This is a genomic window from uncultured Sutterella sp. (genome assembly GCF_937923675.1).
Lineage (GTDB): Bacteria > Pseudomonadota > Gammaproteobacteria > Burkholderiales > Burkholderiaceae_F > Sutterella.
On the sequence record NZ_CALDXB010000036.1, the window covers coordinates 30,142 to 49,021 of the forward strand.

General features: G+C 58.7%; 14 protein-coding genes. 11 read left to right on the top strand and 3 right to left on the bottom strand.

The window, feature by feature from the left end:
- The first annotated feature begins 113 nt into the window (after positions 1 to 113).
- The 3 genes from purB to Q0106_RS04900 all read left to right on the top strand — a co-directional run bounded on the left by purB (position 114) and on the right by Q0106_RS04900 (position 3,862).
- The gene (purB, locus tag Q0106_RS04890; protein WP_297609656.1) at positions 114 to 1,460 is read left to right on the top strand and encodes an adenylosuccinate lyase; all 1,347 of its coding nucleotides are present in this window, start codon (positions 114 to 116) and stop codon (positions 1,458 to 1,460) included.
- Positions 1,461 to 1,610: 150 nt separating this feature from the next.
- A complete protein-coding gene (locus Q0106_RS04895; protein ID WP_297609659.1) occupies positions 1,611 to 3,014 on the top strand; it encodes a DASS family sodium-coupled anion symporter in 1,404 nt (467 codons plus the stop codon).
- 119 nt (positions 3,015 to 3,133) lie between these two features.
- Positions 3,134 to 3,862: a GntR family transcriptional regulator gene (locus Q0106_RS04900; protein ID WP_297609662.1), complete on the top strand. Its 729-nt coding sequence runs from the start codon at positions 3,134 to 3,136 to the stop codon at positions 3,860 to 3,862.
- Positions 3,863 to 3,911: 49 nt separating this feature from the next.
- On the opposite strand, the gene Q0106_RS04905 is transcribed toward Q0106_RS04900, so the two are convergent.
- Positions 3,912 to 4,997 (bottom strand): ATP-binding protein, encoded by a 1,086-nt coding sequence (locus tag Q0106_RS04905; protein WP_297609665.1) that lies wholly within the window; start codon positions 4,995 to 4,997, stop codon positions 3,912 to 3,914.
- 264 nt (positions 4,998 to 5,261) lie between these two features.
- Between Q0106_RS04905 and Q0106_RS04910 the strand changes: the two genes are divergently transcribed.
- Together Q0106_RS04910 and Q0106_RS04915 are read left to right on the top strand one after the other, a co-directional pair.
- Positions 5,262 to 7,169 carry a sensor histidine kinase gene (locus Q0106_RS04910; RefSeq protein ID WP_297609668.1) on the top strand — a complete coding sequence of 636 codons (1,908 nt, stop codon included), beginning with the start codon at positions 5,262 to 5,264 and terminating at the stop codon, positions 7,167 to 7,169.
- Complete coding sequence (locus tag Q0106_RS04915; protein ID WP_297609671.1) at positions 7,162 to 7,806, top strand: response regulator; 645 nt, start codon at positions 7,162 to 7,164, stop codon at positions 7,804 to 7,806. The genes Q0106_RS04910 and Q0106_RS04915 overlap by 8 nt, the downstream gene beginning before the upstream one ends.
- Positions 7,807 to 7,881: 75 nt before the next feature.
- On the opposite strand, the gene Q0106_RS04920 is transcribed toward Q0106_RS04915, so the two are convergent.
- Positions 7,882 to 9,378, bottom strand: a complete 1,497-nt coding sequence (locus tag Q0106_RS04920) for a flavocytochrome c (protein WP_297609675.1) — start codon at positions 9,376 to 9,378, stop codon at positions 7,882 to 7,884.
- Between the two features lie 435 nt (positions 9,379 to 9,813).
- On the opposite strand from Q0106_RS04920, the gene Q0106_RS04925 reads away from it, so the two are divergent.
- The 4 genes from Q0106_RS04925 to Q0106_RS04940 all read left to right on the top strand — a co-directional run bounded on the left by Q0106_RS04925 (position 9,814) and on the right by Q0106_RS04940 (position 14,072).
- Positions 9,814 to 11,565 (top strand): alkaline phosphatase, encoded by a 1,752-nt coding sequence (locus Q0106_RS04925; protein ID WP_297609678.1) that lies wholly within the window; start codon positions 9,814 to 9,816, stop codon positions 11,563 to 11,565.
- 99 nt (positions 11,566 to 11,664) lie between these two features.
- Entirely contained in the window at positions 11,665 to 12,117 is a 453-nt protein-coding gene (locus Q0106_RS04930; protein ID WP_297609681.1) for a hypothetical protein, read from the top strand.
- Positions 12,117 to 12,794 (top strand): ATP-binding cassette domain-containing protein, encoded by a 678-nt coding sequence (locus tag Q0106_RS04935; protein WP_297609684.1) that lies wholly within the window; start codon positions 12,117 to 12,119, stop codon positions 12,792 to 12,794. The genes Q0106_RS04930 and Q0106_RS04935 overlap by 1 nt, the downstream gene beginning before the upstream one ends.
- 12 nt (positions 12,795 to 12,806) lie before the next feature.
- Complete coding sequence (locus tag Q0106_RS04940; RefSeq protein WP_297609687.1) at positions 12,807 to 14,072, top strand: ABC transporter permease; 1,266 nt, start codon at positions 12,807 to 12,809, stop codon at positions 14,070 to 14,072.
- A gap of 177 nt (positions 14,073 to 14,249) precedes the next feature.
- Here the strand turns inward: Q0106_RS04940 and fumC are convergent, their stop codons facing one another.
- A complete protein-coding gene (gene fumC, locus Q0106_RS04945) occupies positions 14,250 to 15,686 on the bottom strand; it encodes a class II fumarate hydratase (protein WP_297609690.1) in 1,437 nt (478 codons plus the stop codon).
- A gap of 570 nt (positions 15,687 to 16,256) precedes the next feature.
- On the opposite strand from fumC, the gene Q0106_RS04950 reads away from it, so the two are divergent.
- Both Q0106_RS04950 and Q0106_RS04955 read left to right on the top strand, forming a co-directional pair.
- Positions 16,257 to 17,198: an aldo/keto reductase gene (locus tag Q0106_RS04950; protein WP_297609693.1), complete on the top strand. Its 942-nt coding sequence runs from the start codon at positions 16,257 to 16,259 to the stop codon at positions 17,196 to 17,198.
- Positions 17,199 to 17,528: 330 nt separating this feature from the next.
- Positions 17,529 to 18,710, top strand: coding sequence for an alpha-hydroxy-acid oxidizing protein (locus Q0106_RS04955; protein WP_297609696.1), 1,182 nt, complete (start codon positions 17,529 to 17,531; stop codon positions 18,708 to 18,710).
- The last annotated feature ends 170 nt before the right edge of the window (positions 18,711 to 18,880 follow it).

An 18,880-nucleotide genomic window follows, 5' to 3' on the forward strand; every position in this document is an offset into this window, starting at 1 on the left:
GGGCAGCTGCCGTCGGCGAAACGAGCATGCACGAGGAAAGGATCAGCTGCTTCGACCACGTTCTCCGGTTCCCATTCAGACCAAAAGACCACATTCTGCAAAGGGAGCAAAAAATGGAATCCACGGTACTCGACAGCCAGATCTTCGGCTCGATGTTCAGCACGGACGAGATGCGCGCGGTGTTCTCCGACAAGGCCTGGGCCCAGGCCTGGCTTGATACGGAAGCCGCGCTCGCGAAGGCGCAGGGCGAACTCGGCGTGATCCCGAAGGAGAAAGCCGACATCATTAACGAATATGCCCGCGCGGAGCTCCTCGACATTCCCCTGATCGGCGAGTACATCAAGAGCTCGATCACGATCGTGCCGCTCCTCAAGGCCTTCAAGGCCGTGCTCCCGGATCGCGCCGGCGAATTCGTGCACTGGGGCGCGACGAGCCAGGACATCTACGACACCGGTCTTGTTCTCATGCAGCGCAATGCCTGGCAGATCATTCTGCGCGACATGAAGCTCTGCCAGCAGCATGCGCTGAAGCTTGCCGAAGCGCACAAGCACACCGTGATGGCCGGCCGCACGCATGTCGTTCATGCCATTCCCATCACCTTCGGCTACAAGGCCGCCGTCTGGGCGGATGAACTCGGTCGCGACATCGAGCGGCTTGAGGAAATGGCGAAGCGCGTTTTCGTCGGAGAAATGGCGGGTGCCGTCGGCACGCTCGCGTCCCAGCCCGAGCACGGCCTCGCGACGCAAAAGCGCATGATGGAAATTCTCGGCCTCGGCGTGCCGACGATTGCCTGGCACGTCGCCCGGGACAATCAGGCCGAATTCGTGAGCACGCTCGCCATCTGTGCGGGCACCCTCGGCCGCATCATGCATGAGATCTTCTCGCTCCAGCGCACCGAACTTCTCGAGCTTGAGGAACCCTTCTTCATGGGCAAGGTCGGCTCCTCCACCATGCCGCACAAGCGCAATCCCGCCGTTCTCGAAAACGTCATTGCGCTCTGCCGAAATGTGAGGAGCGCCGCTCCGACCATCGTCGAATCGATGGTGAGCGAAAACGAGCGCGACTGGGGCTGCTTCATTTCCGAATGGGAAGCCATTCCGCGCACCTGCGGGATGCTCGCCTGCGCGCTTGCCAAGTCGAAGAACATTCTCGAGCACCTCATCGTCTATCCGAAGCACATGGAGCGCAATCTCTTCGTCCAGAAGGGTCTGATGATGTCCGAGTGCGTGATGATGCACCTCGCCGCAAAGCTCGGACGCATGACGGCGCACGACATCGTCTACAAGAGCTGCATGGAAGCCTACGAAAAGGAAATCCCGCTGAAGGACGTCCTGATGAGGACTCCCGCTGTGGCCGATGCCTTCACCGAAGACGAAATCGACCACATGCTCAATCCCCATACCTACATCGGTCTCGCTCCCGAATTCGTGGACCGCGTGACGGCGAAGTACGCCGAATAACGCTTCGCATCGAGCTTCCGGGGCCCCAGACAGCGGCTTCGGTCTGAGGGAGGATGGGCTCCCCGACTCATCCTCCCTCCGCTCATTCAAGCGGCTCGCTCCCGGGTTCCAACAGCTTTCGCATTCCAGCAGCAGCCTGGAGGTTTTGTCATGAAGGAAAAGATGCTCAGATGGGCGGCGCCGGTTCTGGTGCTTGCTCTTATTTGGCTTACTCCCGCTCCGGAGGGCCTCAAGCCCGAAGCGTGGCATATGTTCGCCATCTTTGCCGCCACGATTGCCGGCATTCTCTCGTCCCCGATTCCGTCGGGCGCCGTCATGTTCGTGGCCCTCGCGCTCACGTACTTTACTGGGACGCTGCCGCTTGGCGACGTGCTGAAAGGCTTTTCATCCGCAACCGTCTGGATGATCTTTTCGGCCTACGTTCTCTCCATCGGCTTCGTTCAGTCGGGCCTCGGGCGCCGCATCGCCTACAAGACGCTGAGTCTCTTCGGCGGCTCGTCCCTCGGCGTTGCCTATTCCCTCGGCGTCGCCGACCTCATCATGGCTCCGGCCATGCCGAGCGTGACCGCGCGCTCGGGCGGCATCATCCTGCCGGTCGCCAAATCGATCAATCAGGTCCTTGGGTCCCAGCCGGGCCCGACGGGAAAGCGCATCGGCGACTTCCTCATCATGACGTGCTTCCAGATCACGCCGATCACGGGCGCCATGTTCATGACCGGCATGGCCGCCAACCCATTGTGCGCGCAGCTCGCCGCTGATGCGCTGGGCGTGCACCTCACCTGGGGCGGCTGGTTCTATGCGGCCGTCGTACCCTGCATGGTCTGCTTCATCGCGATGCCGTTCCTCAACTACAAGTTCATGAATCCGGAACTGAAGCGCACTCCGGAAGCAAAGATTATGGGGAAGGAGGAGCTCCGCAAAATGGGCCCGATGACGCGCCAGGAAATCCTGGTGGCGGTGGGGTTCCTCCTGGCGCTCGTCGGATGGGGTACCTGTCTTCTTACGGGGCTCAACGCCAATGCGATTGGGCTGGGTCTGGTTGCCTTCCTCTTCGTGACCGGCGCCGTTGCCTGGGGCGAGGTTCTGAAGGACAAGGCCGCCTGGGATACCGTGGTCTGGTTCGGCGCCATCATTTCGCTTGCCACCGGCCTCACGAAACTCGGCTTCATCAAGTGGATGACCGTCGGGTTTGCAGCGTCCCTCTCCGGCCTTGACTGGATCACGACCTTCCTGATTCTCGGCCTCGGCTACATCTATCTCCACTACGTCTTTGCGACGGCATCCGGGCACGTTGCCGCCATGTACGTTCCGTTTGCCTCGGTCTGCATTGCAGCCGGCGCGCCGGCAATGATGGTGGCGATCTGCTTCGCGATCTTCTCGAACACGATGTGGGGGATTACGGAGTACGCGGGCGGCCCCGGCCCGATCTACTTCGGGCAGGGCTACTTCACGCGGCCGCGCTTCTACAGGATCAACTTCTTCATCGTGACCTTCTGCGTGGCGGTGGTCTTCTCCGTCGGCATGCTCTGGTGGAAGGCGATCGGTCTCTATTGAGAAGAAGCAGCCTTTTGAGCGTCGACTGACGCTGCATTAAGATGAATCCGCCCGGAAGAGGAGTGCTTCTCGGGCGGATTTGTTCCGTTTAGTTCTGCTTTCTGCCCCGAGCCTTTCTCATGCCCGCCGACAACCTCTACGACCGAATTGCTCAGAAGATCGTCCGCGAGATCAATACCGGGAAATATCCCGTTGGGGAACTCCTGCCGCGCGAGGTGGATCTTGCGAAGGCGGAGGGCGTTTCCCGGGCGACGATCCGGTCCGCACTCGAAAAGCTCGAAAAGCACGGCCTCATCAAGCGCACGCCCCATGTCGGCACGCGCGTTGTTTCCCGCGGGCGCGTAAGCAGCATTGACGAACAGCTGAGCACGATGTCAGACCTCGATCGGCTCGCAGTCAGGAATCCGCGAAAGCTCCTCGAAGTGAAGGAAATCGTCGTCGACAAGACGCTCTCTGAACGGATTCACTGCCCGGCGGGAGAGCCCATGATCCGGATTTCAATGGTTCGCGAGGGCGCGCGTCCTTCTGATCCGTCGATTGCCTGGACCACGGAATACATCCCGCCCGAGTGGGGAAGGCTGGTCCGCATTTCACAGGAGAACCCGGACCGCCTGATGATTGATCTCATCTGCTCGCACTATCGGCGCCGCTGCGTGGAAGTTCGCCAGACCATCGAGGCGACGGCGCTCTCAGAGGAGGCGGCAAGAAATCTCGACGCTCAGCCCGGCGTTCCTGCCCTCAGAATTCTGAGGCGCTACATCAGCGACCGCAACAGAACGCTCCTCATCACGCTCTCGATCATGCCTTCCGACCGGTACGCCTTCAATCTCAATGTTCGAATTGATTGAATGAAGGGCGCCGCGCGAAAGAGCACTGCTCAACCTCGCCGAGGTCTTCTTAACGCTCCAGGTCGATTTCAGCACGCATCTGCGCCGTGAGTTCCTCGAGGTTCTCCGGCATGGCGAAGTCCTCAAGCTTGCGCAGGGCATCCATGTCGCCTTTGTGAAGCTTCGTCAGGATCGGCTCCATGTTCTTGAAGAACGCTTCAAAGATGCAGTCTATGGCTTCCGGCGTCATTTTCCGGGCTGTTCCGGCATTCTTTCGGGGAGAGTGCATCAGAATCCGGTTCTTGGTCAGAATGAAGAGCTTCAGCAGGACTTCCACGATGCCGAAGCTCCTTTCAAAGAGCTTCTCTTCAATCTCTTCGGGCATTTCGTCCGCATCTCCCTGCAGGAGGCTGCACTTCCAAAGCTCCGCGGTAAGGGTCTTCCATTCCTTTGAACCTTTCTCCAGAGGCTTCCAGTAAATGAATCCTCTGGTGCCGAAGCGCCTTGCCGTGCGCATGTTGCTCGTCGCAAACCCATAGATCTTCGGCGTCCCTATGAATAGTAGCGGCACGTTGAGGGAGTTCGTAAGGCTCACGATGAAATTGAAGAGCATCTCCCGATTCCTGCGGCTCGACGTGAGATTCTGAATCTCGTTGATAACGATGATGCCCGCGTAGTGCAGGGCAAGCACGTTCGCAAGCGTCGATTTCAGCGTCTCGAGCGTCGTGCGGTCCGTTATGCGGAATTTCTGCCGGTAGTCGTTCCCCGTGAGACGGTCGACTTCATTGAGGAGATTGCGGCAGAGTGCATTGACGCTGCCGTCATGCGGGCATTCGACATGGAGGTAGACAATCTGCAGGACGCGCCCGCCCAAGTGCTCGCGATCGTGCTCGATGAGCTGCGGGTAGCACTTCAGAATCCTTTCCACAGTGCGGGTCTTGCCCATACCGGAGGCGCCGATCAGGCTCGCCGTCAGCTCTTCATGCACTTCTTCCTCAAAGGTAGCTTCCAGCACCTTTTCGCCCGCCTGCATCCGGGCGTAGAGATCCTTCAGGTACTCCGCGCGTTCCGGCGTCATCGGCTTGCGAAGCACGTAGCCCTGACGAATCAGCATGTTGATCGTTGCAAAGAGCGCAAAGTGACGACTCGTCGGCACAAAAAACGCCTGCAGGAGGTTGTTCATCCATTCGGCAGAGAGGCGCCTCGATCATGCGGCATCTGCGGCGCCAGGGAGAGCATCTTCAGGATCTCCCGCGGAGACCGATCCATGTAGACCGGCAGCGCTTCTATCAGCGGATTGTTCCGGTGTACTTCGGCTGCGGCGGGTCGGTACTGTGCTTTCTCACTCATTATCTTCGTTATTTATCAAAATAATTAGTAATTTTATCAAAATCGGGGTCGCTCGCCATAATTAAGTTTTGTGGAAGATAGTATTATTGAACTAAAAATATCAATGAAATTTAAGGATTTTTTAGTTTACACGCAAGAATTCATGAAAAAAGCATCCGCATTGCTCGGCTGTCTTTGCCTGTTGATCTTCTGGACTGGTACTGACAGCGCCTCAGCCTCTGCGGCCAAGAGCACTTCCGAAACCGTCTCAGCAGACATTGTCTTTGGCTACGTCTCGCTTTCTGAAGCCAATGTGCATAACGAACTTTTCAGAGAAACAGAGAAGTGGCTGAAGACTCAGCTTTCTGTCTCTGCCGAATTCAGAGGCTACGCCGTCGAAGAGCTTGCGGAAGCGATCCGCATGCGGCAGGTTGACTTCGTTCTTACAACCTCCGGGTTCTACCGCGAGCACATTGACCTTGGCCTAAAGGATCTTGCAACTTCCGTGTACGAACGGGAGCCAGACGCGAATCGAAGCCTTGGCTCTACCTTCGTAGTGCTGAAGACCCGCACGGATTTGCAAACGCTTGATTCCCTGCGCGGCATGAAGGTGTCTGCTCTTCCGGAGAGTTCCTTTGTCGGCTGGCAGATGGCCGCCCGCGAGATCATCCTAGCCGGCTTCGATCCCCATCATTTCTTCTCAAAGATTATTGAACGGCGCATGCCTATGGACGTCATCCTGGAGGATGTTCTTTCCGGAAGGGCAGATGTAGGGATTCTGAGAAGCTGTCAGCTCGAAGAGTATCGGGATCTAGGATATCCGGGCATAGAAAAGCTCCGGGCTATGGCAGTTCGGAGCGGATCATCGGAACGCTGCGAAGTTTCTACAGAGCTCTATGCCGCCTACACCATTTCGACGCAGCCTGAGACGGCAGGCACTGCTGCTAAGGAAGTGCTTCAGGCCCTTCTTTCCATGCCTCCGACAAAGCCGAACGGCTTCAGCTGGAGCGTCGCAACCGACTTTTACGGCGTGGATGCGCTTCTTAAGGATCTGAAGCTCGGTCCGTATGCATACCTCAATCAGTGGACGATCTCTCGCATATGGAAGGAATTTCGGTTCTGGATCATCATGTCTTTACTGATCGCCGGGGGCTTTGTGCTTCATTATTTCCGAACCCGGTATCTTGTTGAGGTGCGAACGAATGAACTAAAGGCTTCTTATCGCGAGCTGCGTCAGATGCAGGAGCAGGCTCTGCAGAGCCGGGAGGTGGCGGATGCGATGGAAAGAGAGGTCATTTTCCATCATATGAGCGGGATTCTGGCTCATGAACTGAAGGCGCCTATCTCCACAATCAGCTACTTCATCAATGGGGTGCGGCTTCGCCTCGAACGTGCTCAGCCCGACATTGCTTCCGCACTCGACGGGCTGAAGCGGATTGCCGCAATTCTTCATAATACGGCAGCAGCCATCGATGCGGTACGAGGAGAACTGAAGTCGGGGGAGCGCGAATCTCTTGATGCCGGACGCATTCTCGATGAGACGATGAATCAGTTCAAACTGCAGACGGTTTTGCCGGCTGAGCTCCGGATAACGTGGTCCGCTCATGGAAATCTGCAGTACAGGGCTTCAGCCTATGAACTGAAGCTCATGATCCTCAATCTCGTCAAAAATGCTGTTCGAGCGGCGGGCAAAGAGACGGGCGGCAAGGTTGATGTGCAGATATCCGCGCTTGAGCTTCCCTCACGCGGACTGCGGATAAACGTTTCCGACAACGGCAAAGGCGACCCGGACCTGCTCAATGAAAAGATTCATGCCCGCTTCGTCAACAGATCCTCTGCCGGAGGAGAGCAGTTTTCAGGACTCGGTATGGGGATAATCATTGTGAGAAGGCTCGCAGAAGCCTACGGCGGGTCTCTTGTCTATACGGCCAATTTGCCGGTTGGGGTCTGCGCCACAATTACTCTTCCTGCTTTGGAAAAGGAAAAAAAGGATGAATGACCCTCTCGTGCTCAGCCGAAAGAATGCATTGGTGCGCATCGTAGACGACGATGAAGAGCTGTGTGAAGGCTTTTGCTACCTGATGGAAGGGGCGGGCTGGGACGTCCGTTGCTTTTTTTCTGCCGAGGCATTTCTTGCTGAGGATGATTTGAGCAAGCCGGGATGCGTGATTCTCGACGTCGAAATGACAGGGATGAACGGCCTCGCCTTGCAGCAGGAGCTCGGAAGGCTTGACGAGGCAGACTTGCCGATCATCTTCGTCACGGCTTTCGGAAGCATTGAAATGGCGGTTTCAGCCATGAGCGCCGGAGCGCTAACTTTTCTTGAGAAGCCTGTAGCCGAAGAAAAGCTCCTCTCTGCGGTGGAGGACGCCGTTTCGCGAAGTCTCCGCGCAAAAGAGAAGAAACTGGCTTCAGCCGCAAAACAGAGCAACTGGGATACCCTGACACCGAGAGAAAAGGAAGCTGCAAGGCTTATTTCCGAAGGGCTTCTCAACAAGCAGATTGCTGCGGCACTAGGTATTTCGATCAATACCGTGCAGGTTCATCGAGCCTCGATTTACCGAAAGCTTGGCATTCACAATGCTGCTAAGATCGCTGAACTGCTTGCGGGGCTGGCATCTGAATCCAAATCCTGAAGGAAGAAGAGATGGCTTTAGGAGTAGCCATCCCTTCTTGGCGGATCAGTCAAAGTACAGAAGGAGCTCGGAACCTTAATTGCCCTTGTCGGAAGCAGCCGCCTCTGCCGCGAGGCGGCCGAAGGCCAGCGCCTTGCCGAAGCCGGTGCCGGTCATGTAGGCGGCGCCGTGAACGCCGCCCATGACCTCGCCGGCAGCGTAGAGGCCGGGGATGCGTTCGTTGAAGATGTCGATCACGCGAGTCTGCGGGTCGGTCTTGAGACCGCAGTAGGTAGAGAGCAGAACCGCAGTGGTCGGCATGAGAATGAAGGGCCCTTCGGTCAGCGGCAGGGGCGTGCCGAAGCCGGAGCCGAGGCTCTTGCGGCCAAGCGGATCAAGGCCCTTAGGAGCAAGTTCGTTGTATTCTCGGACCGTGGCTTCAAGTACGGCGGGGTCGATCCCAGCCTGCTTCGCCACATCAGCTAGGGTCTTCCCAACATAACCGAACGGCGTTTTGCCCTCTTTGTCAATCATGCCCCAGAAGCGCTGCTCTCGGGCGTCGGTTTCGAGGGACTTCTTCATCATGGCGTGGTCGAAAAGCTGGAAGCTCTTGCCCTCGGGCTGCTTCAGTGCGGCGTCGCCGAGGAGTTTGTAGGAGAGGGATTCATTGACGAAGCGCTTCCCGTCCTTATTGACGATGATTGCGCCGACATAGTAGACCTGCGACTTGTCCTTGATGGACTTGGCGCTGGGCGTGAAGCCGTAGGTTGCCTTAATGACGTCCGGGTTAAGAAAGTCTGCGCCGTAGGCCTGAGCCATCAGGATGCCGTCGCCGTCAGTGCCCGCACCGCTCATGGCCATAACGTTCCGGATGGCCGGGTTGTACTTGGCGCAGAGAGCAGAATTGCGCGCGAATCCTCCGGTGGCAAGCAGAACGCCGTATCTGGCGCCGATGCGCTTTTCTCCGGCCTTGGTCCTGACGGAAACGCCGGAAATCCTGTTTTTCTCAAAATCCCAGAGGAGACGCTTCGCGTCGGTAGAGAAGCGTACTTCAATGCCCTTTTCCCGCGCCGTCTTCTGGTAAAGCGAAAGGACCTCCGCAGGATTGAAGTTATGAGCGCGTGGCACGCTCATGCCTGTGGCGATGCCGACGTAGGAGGACTTTACGCCGCGGTCCGTGAGCCATTTGAATTCGACGCTCAGCGCCTTGACGAGGCTTTTGACGACATCCGGGTTATTTTGTCCCTGACCGACGCGCAGAAGGTCCTCGACGAACTTCTCTTCTGAATCGTGAATGCCTTCGGCGCGCTGATCGGCAGTGTCGGCAGCGGAATACTTGCCGTCGCAGACCATGGAAGAACCTGCGATGAGACCGTTCTTCTCGAGCACGACGGCTGAGAGACCAAGCTCGCCGGCGTGCGCGGCGGCCGAGAGGCCAGCGCCGCCAGCGCCGATGATGACGAGGTCGAAGGTTTCGTCATATTGGGCAGGCGCCTTTACGGGCGACGCGGAGACTGATGCGGCAGTACCGGCGCCAAGCCCGGCGGCCGCGCTGATGAATCCATATCGAAGGAAGTTTCTGCGGGTAGTCATAGTCTATTGCTCCTTTCAGCATTTCCGAGTATTGGCTGGATGCGAAGACATCGTGAATCAATCGATGCTTCGTCCGGGAAACAGTTCAATCCTCGGCCGGATAGGGCCTGAGCACCATAACCAATGATGACTAGAAGGGGGTGGATCCATGGCTAAAGCCCAGTGTCAGCCTCAGCATGCTGACCTTTATTTTCCATATGAATATCAATAAGTTAAAAGGGTATTTCGGTGTGGTTTTCATCTGGACTCAATGACAATTTCATGAAGCCTGACGAGTAGAAGCTGCACCTTGTCGCCCAATCGTCATTTTGCTGTCAGAGCTTTGTTGCATCTGCTTCCTAGACTTTTTTGAAGGATCCCGCAGGAAGTCCGGGTGTGCCCGGCCGCAGGGCGGTGATTCCCTTCAATCAAATTGTCCGATCTCAGGAAACAGACGTGAATAAACACATCCTCTCCGCCGCAGCCGCTGCTGTGCTTCTCTCCTTCTCTGCCGCGAGCGCCGTTCAGGCCGCTCAGATCTATCCGGTCGACCAGGCGCGCTTCATGACGAACGCGCGCTTCGACTTCAAGGTCGAGCTCGATACCGTCGTCGACAGAAAGAACATTCAGGTTCAGATCAACGGCCAGGACTACAAAAAGGTTCTGAAGGGCGACGAGATCTACGTTGCCGAGGAAATCGACGCCAAGGGTTCGGCCATCATCCTGCGCGATGTGGAAATCAAGAAGCCCGGCAAGTACACCGTCACCGTGAAGTCGCCTGAAGGCGAGCTGCGCGCGAACTGGGACATCTACACGACGCCCAAGAAGGCCGTGGCGAAGAACGTCATCATTCTCCTTGCCGACGGCCTCTCCGTCGGCCACCGCACCGCCGCCCGCATTCTTTCGAAGGGCGTGACGAACGGCATGTACAACGCGCCCCTCGCCATGGACGACATGCCGCACATGGCGCTCCTCGGCACGAGCTCGGTCGATACGATCGCGGCCGACTCCGCCAACACGGCTTCGGCCTACATGACGGGCCACAAGTCGTCCGTCAACGCGCTCGGCGTCTATGCCGACCGCACGAAGGCCTCGCAGGACGATCCCCGCCAGGAAACGATTGCTGAAATCCTTCGCAGGAAGACCGGCAAAGCGATCGGCGTGGTTTCGGACGCTGAAATCGAGGACGCAACGCCGGCCTCCGTCGTCTCTCATACCCGCCGCCGCGCCGACAAGGCCGACATCGTCGGCATGTTCTGGGATGTCCGTCCGGACGTGATTCTGGGCGGCGGTTCGGCCTACTTCCTCCCGCAGGGCGTGCCGGGCTCGAAGCGAAAGGACCAGACCAACTACATTGAGATGTTCAAGAATGACGGCTACCAGTTCGTCACCGACCGCACGGAACTTAACGATGCCGTGAAGGGGAAGGCCCCGCAGAAGCTCCTTGGCCTCTTTCACACGGGCAATATGGACGGCTGGATCGACCGTCATCAGTGGAAGGGCAATACCGTCAAGAAGTTCCCGAACCAGCCTGATCTCACGGACTCCTTCAACGCCGCCGTCAAGGTGCTCGAGCAGAATAAGAACGGATTCTTCCTGATGCTTGAAGCCGGTCTCGTCGACAAATTCTCGCACCCGCTCGACTGGACGCGCTCGGTGGGCGACACCATTGCCTTCGACAAGGTGGTCGAGCTCGCTCAGAAGTACGTCGACAAGCACCCCGACACGCTCCTCATCGTGACGGGCGACCACACGCACTCGATCTCGGTTGCGGGCACGGTTGACGACAACAAGCCCGGCAAGGACATGCGCGAGAAGGTGGGCGTCTACGCCGAAGCGGGCTACCCCAACTACGAGGATAAGGACAAGGACGGGTTCCCCGACAACTTCGCCCCCTCGAAGCGCCTTGCCGTCTTCTTCGGCGCTCACCCCGACTACTACGAAACCTATCGTCCCTATCCGGATAAGACCTTCAATCCGGCCGTCAAGAACGAAAAGGGCGAATACGTGGCCGACGACACCTACAAGAACGTCGAGGGGGGTCATTTCGTTGAAGGGAACCTTCCGAGAAATGAATCCCAGGGCGTTCACACGGTCGACGACCTCGTGGTCACGGCCCGCGGTCCGCGCTCTGAAGAGATCAAGGGCTTCATGAACTCGACGGAAATCTTCCGCGTAATGGCTGAAGCCATGGCCCTCGGCCACTGATCCGGCAGATAAATGCCCGTCATCGGGACGGAATGCAGCCGAAGATTTCCATCGGCCGCGCTCCGTCCCGTTTTCATAGGTTCAAAAAAAGAGGAACACATGTTTCGAAGAAAGCTCCTCTCCATCGTGCTTTTAGGGGTTGCTGCGCCCATCTTCACCAGTCTTCCGGCGCGGGCGGAACCGAAGCCCAACCTGACCTTTGACGAGATGTACGCGGGGTATTCCGTTCTGGGTCTGAAGCTCTCCGAGAAGCTCAAAAGCCTCGCAGGGAAGAAAGTGACGATCCTGGGGTTCATGGCGCCGCCCCTCAAGGCTGACGCCAAATTCTTCGTCCTCACGAAGGAGCCCGTGAGTCTCTGCCCCTTCTGCAGCACCGACGCCGACTGGCCGGAGAGCATCATCGTGGTCTTTCTTTCCGAAAAGCAGGACTTCGTGCAGGCGAACCGCATCATTGCCGTGACGGGAACGCTTGAGCTCGGAAGCCGCATGGACGAGGAAACGGGATTCGTGTCGCTCGTGAGACTCGTCAACGCCCGCTTCGAGGTGATCTGATGAAGCCCTTTGACCTTCAACTCGAAAACCTCCGCCTCACGGTGCCGGACGGCGACGAATTGCGCACGATTTTCGCCTCCTCGCGCTTTGCGCTTCCCGAAGGGAGCCTTCTCGGCGTCAGGGGCGAGTCGGGCTCCGGGAAAAGCACGTTTCTGAAGCTCATCTCCGGGATCCTCATCCCTACCGAAGGGGCCGTGAGCTGGGGTGAAACGACTCTTTCCCGATTGCCCGAGGGCGAGCGCGACCGCTGGCGCGGAGAAAACTGCGGTTTTCTTTTTCAGGACTTCAGGCTTTTCGAGGATCTTTCGGCCGAGGAGAACGTGCTTCTCCCGGCAACTTTCTATCGGCGGCCGACGGCAGACGACAGAAAGCGGGCACGCGAGCTTCTCGACCACTACGGCGTGCGCTCCGGAACCCGCGCGGTGCACCTCTCGCGAGGCGAAATGCAGAGAACGGCGCTTGCGCGCGTCCTTTTTGCCGCGCCGAAAGTGATCCTTGCGGACGAACCAACAGCGAGTCTCGACGGAAAGAGGGCGGAGGAAGTGACGATGGCGCTCATCGGCGCGGCTAAGCGTCTCGGCGCCACGCTGATCCTTGTTTCGCATGATCCGCGGGTCCTCGCGCACTTTCCGCAGAAGGTGGTGATTGCCGAAGGCCGCCTCATTGAAGGGAATTGAAAGGAGCTCTGAATGCATGTCTGGATGCTGCTCAAAAGCGAGCTGAAGCGCTCCCTCGGTGTTCTCGGGGGCATGGCGCTTGTTCTCGCGCTTGCACTTTCTATCGCCATATCAACGGGTCTTGCCGAGAGAATGCTCAGAAGTTCGTCGGCTCAGGCCGCGGACGACTTCGACCTCCTCGTGGGTGCAAAGGGGAGCGCCGTGTCGCTTCTTCTCGGCACCGTTTACCTTCGTGATGAACCGTTGTCCCTCGTACCCGCAGAGGCCCTCAGGACGCTCAGGGATTCAAAGCGCGTCCGCTGGTACGCGCCGATTGCGCTCGGAGACCGCATCGGCAATGCCGCAATCGTCGGCACGACGAAGAGCATGGTGCTTCAGGGAGGGGCGAGAAATGTGGCAGAGGGCCGCGTTTTCGAGGCGCCCCTTGAAGCAGTGGCAGGTGCGGAAAGCGGCCTCAAACTCGGGGATGAGTTCCTCCCGGTGCACGGCAGAGTCCACGGCGCCGGGCACGCGCATCAGGGGGAGAAATTCCGCGTGGTCGGCGTGATGCCGCCCACGGGCACGCCCTGGGACCGCGCCGTGATGGTGCCGATCGAGCGCGTCTGGGCGCTTCACGGGATCAGTCATGAAGCGAATGCCGCCCATGCTGAGGCTGATGAGCACGATCAGCATGCCGCCGGGACGCCGGAACCGCTCGAGCACTGGCTGACCGAGGACCTTTCCAGGTTCCCCGGGATGTCCGCGATCGTCGTGAAGCCCGTGACCGTGGCGGATGCCTACCGGCTCCGGCAGGACTTCTCAAAGATGACGGTTTTGGGGGCTGACGTGAATCCCGTTCCCCTCATGGGCGTCTTTTCGGGCGAGGTGCTGGTAGAGCTTTATGCCGCAATGGGCGGGGCGTCTGAAGCGCTTTCCTTCATCACGGGGCTCACGCTCGTGATCGCGCTCGCGGCAACTCTCGTCACGGGCGTCCTCCTCGGGCGGCTGAGGCTTCCGACGCTCCTGCAGCTTCGCGTTCTCGGGGCGCCGAAGCGCTACGTCGCGCTCCTTCTCTGGTGCATCGTTATGGCGGTGGTCGGCATGGGCGCCGTCATGGGTGTGATTCTGGGGTGGGGCATTGCCGAGCTCTGCGCGATGGGGCTCGCGCATCAGACGGGGATCGCGATGAGTCCGGCGCTTTCCCTGAATGAACTCCGGCTTTTTCTGCTGACCCTTGCGCTTGGGGGCCTCTGCGCGCTCATTCCCGCCTGGGCGGCGGGACGCGCCAGGATGAGCTGAGAGAAACAAGGCCTCAGGTCGCGGCGACGAATGTCCGCGGCATGAGGCCATTGCGCTTTTTTGCCTTCATGTCTTTTCGCAGCGAAGAAAAGCGGGCGGCACCGGACGCTCTGAGGTGCGCCTGATGCCGCCCGCTTGTTGCTTTCCGCGCTTATGAAGCCGAAAACCGGCTAGGAATTACTTGCCGCAGCAGCACTTCTTCACGGGATTCGGGTGAATCATCTTCGTGGGATCGACGTACTGGTCGAACTGTTCCGCAGTGCAGAGCTGGAGTTCGAGCGCAGCTTCCTTGAGGCTCTTGTTGTTGACATGAGCGTAGTGGGCGATCTTCGCGGCGTTCATGTAGCCGACGAGCGGAGACAAGGCGGTCACGAGCATGAGGGAGCGCTCCATCAGGTCGTGCAGACGCTCCTTGTTGGCTGTAATGCCCGTGACGCAGTGGATCTCGAAGGACTTCATGACGTCCGCGAGGTTCTTGATCGACTGGATCAGGTTGTAGGCGATGACGGGCTTGAAGACGTTGAGTTCAAAATTGCCCTGACTCGCGGCGAAGTTGATGCAGGTGGCGTTCCCCATCACCTGAACCGCAACCATCGTGACGGCTTCGCACTGGGTGGGATTGACCTTGCCCGGCATGATGGAGGAGCCCGGTTCGTTGGCCGGAATGTTGATTTCGCCGAGACCGCAGCGCGGGCCCGAGGCGAGCCAGCGGATGTCGTTCGCGATCTTCATGAGGTCGGCGGCAAGACCCGCGAGCGCGCCCTGAAGGAGGCAGACGGCGTCGTGGCTCGTGAGCGCATGGAACTTGTTGGGCGCATCCTTGAACCTGAGGCCGGTCTTCTTCGTGAGGATTTCAGCAACCTTGGCGCCGAAGCCTTCCGGCGAGTTGATGCCCGTGCCGACGGCGGTGCCGCCGATCGCGAGTTCGCGGCAGGGTTCAAGGGCAGCGAGGATGGCTTCACGGCTGTGCGTAAGCATCGAGGCGTAGCCCGAGAATTCCTGGCCGAGCGTGAGCGGCGTCGCATCCTGAAGGTGCGTGCGGCCCGACTTGATCAGGTCCTTGAATTCATCAGCCTTGGCGTAGAGGGCCTTTTCAAGGCCTTCGAGGCGCGGGAGGAGGTAGTTCGTCGTTTCGACGACGGACATGATGGAGAGCGCGGACGGGAACGTGTCGTTCGAGGACTGCGACATGTTGACGTGGTCGTTCGGGTGAACGAGCTGGTCCTTCGAGAGGCTCGCCTTGTCGCGGAAGTTGCCGCCGAGGATTTCGATGGCGCGGTTCGCAAACACTTCGTTCATGTTCATGTTCGACTGCGTGCCCGAACCCGTCTGCCAGACGGCGAGCGGGAAGTTGCCGTCGAGCTTGCCCTCAAGGGCTTCGTCGCAGGCTTCTTCAATGGCGGCGGCGCGCTTCTCGTCGAGCTTGCCGAACTCCTGGTTCGCAAGCGCGCAGGCGCCCTTCAGGAGCGCGAAGGCACGGACGATCTCCACAGGCATCTTTTCAATGCCGATCTTGAAGTTCTCATAGCTGCGTTCGGTCTGGGCGCCCCAGTACTTGTCGTTGGGAACCTTGACCTCGCCCATAGAGTCCTTTTCGATGCGGAACTGATCCATCTTGATTTTCTCCTTTCGTTTTCTTTCGACGAGCCCGCAAGTCCCTCGCGCGATATGCGCATGACGTTCTGCGGACTTGGCTTGGTGCTAATGATAATGAAAATGAATATCATTAACGAAAACGAGATGCCTCTTTGGGGATATGCGCATACGGGTAAGTTGCGTTGAATGAGGGTGCCGGGATCCCGTCTTTACAAAGAGAAAGCCCGGTGAGAGCTGGTTTTGCCGGATATCGGGAGCTTTGGGAAGACGTGTTTTCAGCGGATGCCGGCTGACGGCCGAGATACCACGAAGGCGGGAGAAAAAGAGGTTCGGCGGGGAGCGCCGGGAGGGAAAGATACGTGGTGAAGGAGGACCGCGAGACGCTGAGCCTGCGCATCCGTTTCGGCTGTTGATTGGAGGAAGAAAGTCATTTGCCTTTTCTTTAAAAAGCAGTTCTAGGCAGTTTTTGTGGAGGAAAACTCAAATTTGGCGCGGCGGCTGCCCGTAAATTGAGCTGAAAGAGTGGATTGTCTTCAGGGCGCCCTGAAGCGATCAGGCATTTTGGAACTTGTTTATCTGCGAGGCTTTATGTTCATTTCGCGCCGCAGCGCGCTTCTTGCGCTCGCCCTCAGTTCAATGGCTCCCATGCTGTCTGCCCGGGAGGCGATGCCGCCGACCGACGACAGCTCATCGAAATCGGATGCGACCAATCCCGGAGGCTTCAACATGAAAACGCGCACCGTCGAACTTCAGAACGGGATTCACATGCCGATCTACGGCATCGGCACCTACAGCCTTCACGGCGACCGTTGCGTTTCGTCGGTCCTTGAGGCGCTCAAAAACGGCGTGCGTCTCATCGACACTGCGCACATCTACGGCAATGAGCGCGAGGTGGGTGAAGCCGTTCGCCGCTCCGGCATTCCGCGGAATGAGATCTTCGTGATCACGAAGCTCTATCCGGATCAGTATTCGGACCCGAAAGCCGCCATTGATGAGTCGCTCGAGCGTCTCAACATCGGCACGGTCGACATGGTGCTGCTCCACCATCCCGGGTCGGACGACGTGAAGGCCTATCACGCGCTCGAAGAAGCCGTGAAGGCGGGGCGCATCCGCGCGATCGGCCTCTCCAACTGGTACGAGAAGGAGCTTAAGGACTTTCTGCCGCGCGTCTCCATCAAGCCTGCGCTCGTTCAGAACGAGATCCATCCCTACTACCAGGAGCAGGACGTTGTTCCCTTCATTCAGAAGCTCGGGATCACCGTTCAGGCCTGGTATCCGTTGGGCGGCCGCGGCTACACGGAGGCGCTTCTCTCGGATCCGGTCCTCAACGCTATCGGTCGTGCGCATGGGAAGTCTGCGGCGCAGGTGATTCTCCGTTGGGATCTGCAGCGCGGCGTCGTGGTGATCCCGGGATCATCGAACCCCGCGCACATTCGCGAGAACACGGAGATTTTTGATTTTGAGCTGAGCGTCGAGGAAATGAACCGCATCGCGAAGCTCGATCGTGCGGAGAAGCATGACTGGTATTGAGTGAGACGGCCTGGCCCTGGGTTTGGCTTGGGGTCTGCGGCGATTCCCCTCTGATGCTTATGAAAGGCTCGTTCCGGTGCATGTCCGGGGCGAGCCTTTTCATGCTTCGGACGTCTGTGAAGCGCTCTGCAATATCTTTGGGTTTGCCCGCAGCAGTCTGTAAGCCTCTTCAGCCGGGGTGATGAAGCTCAAATATGCACGACTGAACATAAGTACTTCTAGTTCATATGTTGGAGAATTTCCTTGTCCGAAAGGATGAAGGAACCTTGGGCGACCCCAATTCAAAACTTCAAGCAAAGCTCAGGTTCCTCGAGAAATCAGGAGATTCTTATGTCTGAACAAGTCCTAATGGATCGTCGCGGCTTTCTGAAGGGCGGCGCCGCTTTCGGCGCTGCCGCGGCCTTCGGAGGCGCTGCTGCTCCCGTTTTTGCGGCTGAAGCTGAGAAGCCGAAGGTTCGTCCGCTCGAAGGCAAGATGGACTATGAAGCGGTTCGCAACCGCGCTCGCGAAATGATGATGCCCCGCTGCTACGTCTGCCCGGAGTGCAACGGCCGCGGCCCCTGCATCGGACAGGTGCCCGGATTCGGCGGCATGGGAGCCAACCGCGGCTTCCAGGCAAACTACGATTCGCTCGCCGCCGTGCAGCTCAACAGCCGCGTCGTCCACGGCGTGCATGTTCCGGATACGTCGATCGACTTCTTCGGCACGAAGATTTCCATGCCTGCGGTTGCTGCGCCTACCGGCGGCACGACCTACAACATGGGCGGGAAGCTCACGGAACAGGAGTTCGTCACCGCCATCTGCGGCGGCTGCACGAAGGCGGGCACGCTCGGCGCGGTCGCGGACGGCATCGGCGATCCGCTCCCCGTCTTTGAAGAGCGCCTTCAGACGCTGAAGTCCCTTGGCTACAAGGCCCTCGTGGGCCTCAAGCCCCGTCTCAACAAGGACATCATCGAGCGCATGAAGCTCGCCGCTCAGGCCGGCGTCGTTGCGCTTACGATCGACCTCGACAGCGCCGGCCGCGCGGCCCGCGCGACGAAGGGTCAGACCGTTGAGCCGAAGACCTTCGAACAGTTGAAGGAACTCGTCAAGGCTTCGCCGCTTCCGCTTCTCTTCAAGGGCATCATGACGCCTGACGAAGCCGAGCTCTGCGTGCAGGCGGGCGCTGCCGGCATTGTGGTTTCCAACCACGGCGGCCGCACCCTTGCCGACACCCCGGGGACGGCTGCGGTTCTCCCGAGAATTGCCGACAAGGTCAACGGCCGCTGCTTCATCATGGTGGACGGCACGGTGGCCCGCGGCACCGATGTTGAGAAGTATCTCGCGCTCGGCGCTCAGTGCACGCTCGTCGGACGCCACTTCGTCCGTGCGGCGCACGGCGGTCTCGTGGACGGCGTTGCGCTCTTCGCGAACAGGATTAAAAGCGAGCTCGCCGTGGCGATGGTTCTTACCGGCGCCCAGAAGGTGAGCGACATCAACCGGAAGATGGTCGTGATCCCGAAAGACTATTAACAAAGCAATGCTTTAGTTGACAAATGGTGCTATAGGCGGCTTGGGGTCAGGCCGCCTGTGCATAGAGGGTACTCCCATTCGTAAAACAGGCACGAATAGGGGGCTTCTCGCTTTTGACAGGGCTGACGATTACAAATATTTATTGAAGCTCAGCCCTGTATAGTTTTATC

Excerpts from the sequence above, each read along its gene's own strand:
- Q0106_RS04940 (WP_297609687.1), top strand. The coding sequence starts at position 12,807 with ATGCATGTCTGGATGCTGCTCAAAAGCGAGCTGAAGCGCTCCCTCGGT.
- Q0106_RS04930 (WP_297609681.1), top strand. The coding sequence starts at position 11,665 with ATGTTTCGAAGAAAGCTCCTCTCCATCGTGCTTTTAGGGGTTGCTGCG.
- purB (WP_297609656.1), top strand. The coding sequence starts at position 114 with ATGGAATCCACGGTACTCGACAGCCAGATCTTCGGCTCGATGTTCAGC.
- Q0106_RS04955 (WP_297609696.1), top strand. The coding sequence starts at position 17,529 with ATGTCTGAACAAGTCCTAATGGATCGTCGCGGCTTTCTGAAGGGCGGC.
- Q0106_RS04950 (WP_297609693.1), top strand. The coding sequence starts at position 16,257 with ATGTTCATTTCGCGCCGCAGCGCGCTTCTTGCGCTCGCCCTCAGTTCA.
- Q0106_RS04920 (WP_297609675.1), bottom strand. The coding sequence starts at position 9,378 with ATGACTACCCGCAGAAACTTCCTTCGATATGGATTCATCAGCGCGGCC.
- Q0106_RS04935 (WP_297609684.1), top strand. The coding sequence starts at position 12,117 with ATGAAGCCCTTTGACCTTCAACTCGAAAACCTCCGCCTCACGGTGCCG.
- Q0106_RS04900 (WP_297609662.1), top strand. The coding sequence starts at position 3,134 with ATGCCCGCCGACAACCTCTACGACCGAATTGCTCAGAAGATCGTCCGC.
- Q0106_RS04895 (WP_297609659.1), top strand. The coding sequence starts at position 1,611 with ATGAAGGAAAAGATGCTCAGATGGGCGGCGCCGGTTCTGGTGCTTGCT.
- fumC (WP_297609690.1), bottom strand. The coding sequence starts at position 15,686 with ATGGATCAGTTCCGCATCGAAAAGGACTCTATGGGCGAGGTCAAGGTT.
- Q0106_RS04915 (WP_297609671.1), top strand. The coding sequence starts at position 7,162 with ATGAATGACCCTCTCGTGCTCAGCCGAAAGAATGCATTGGTGCGCATC.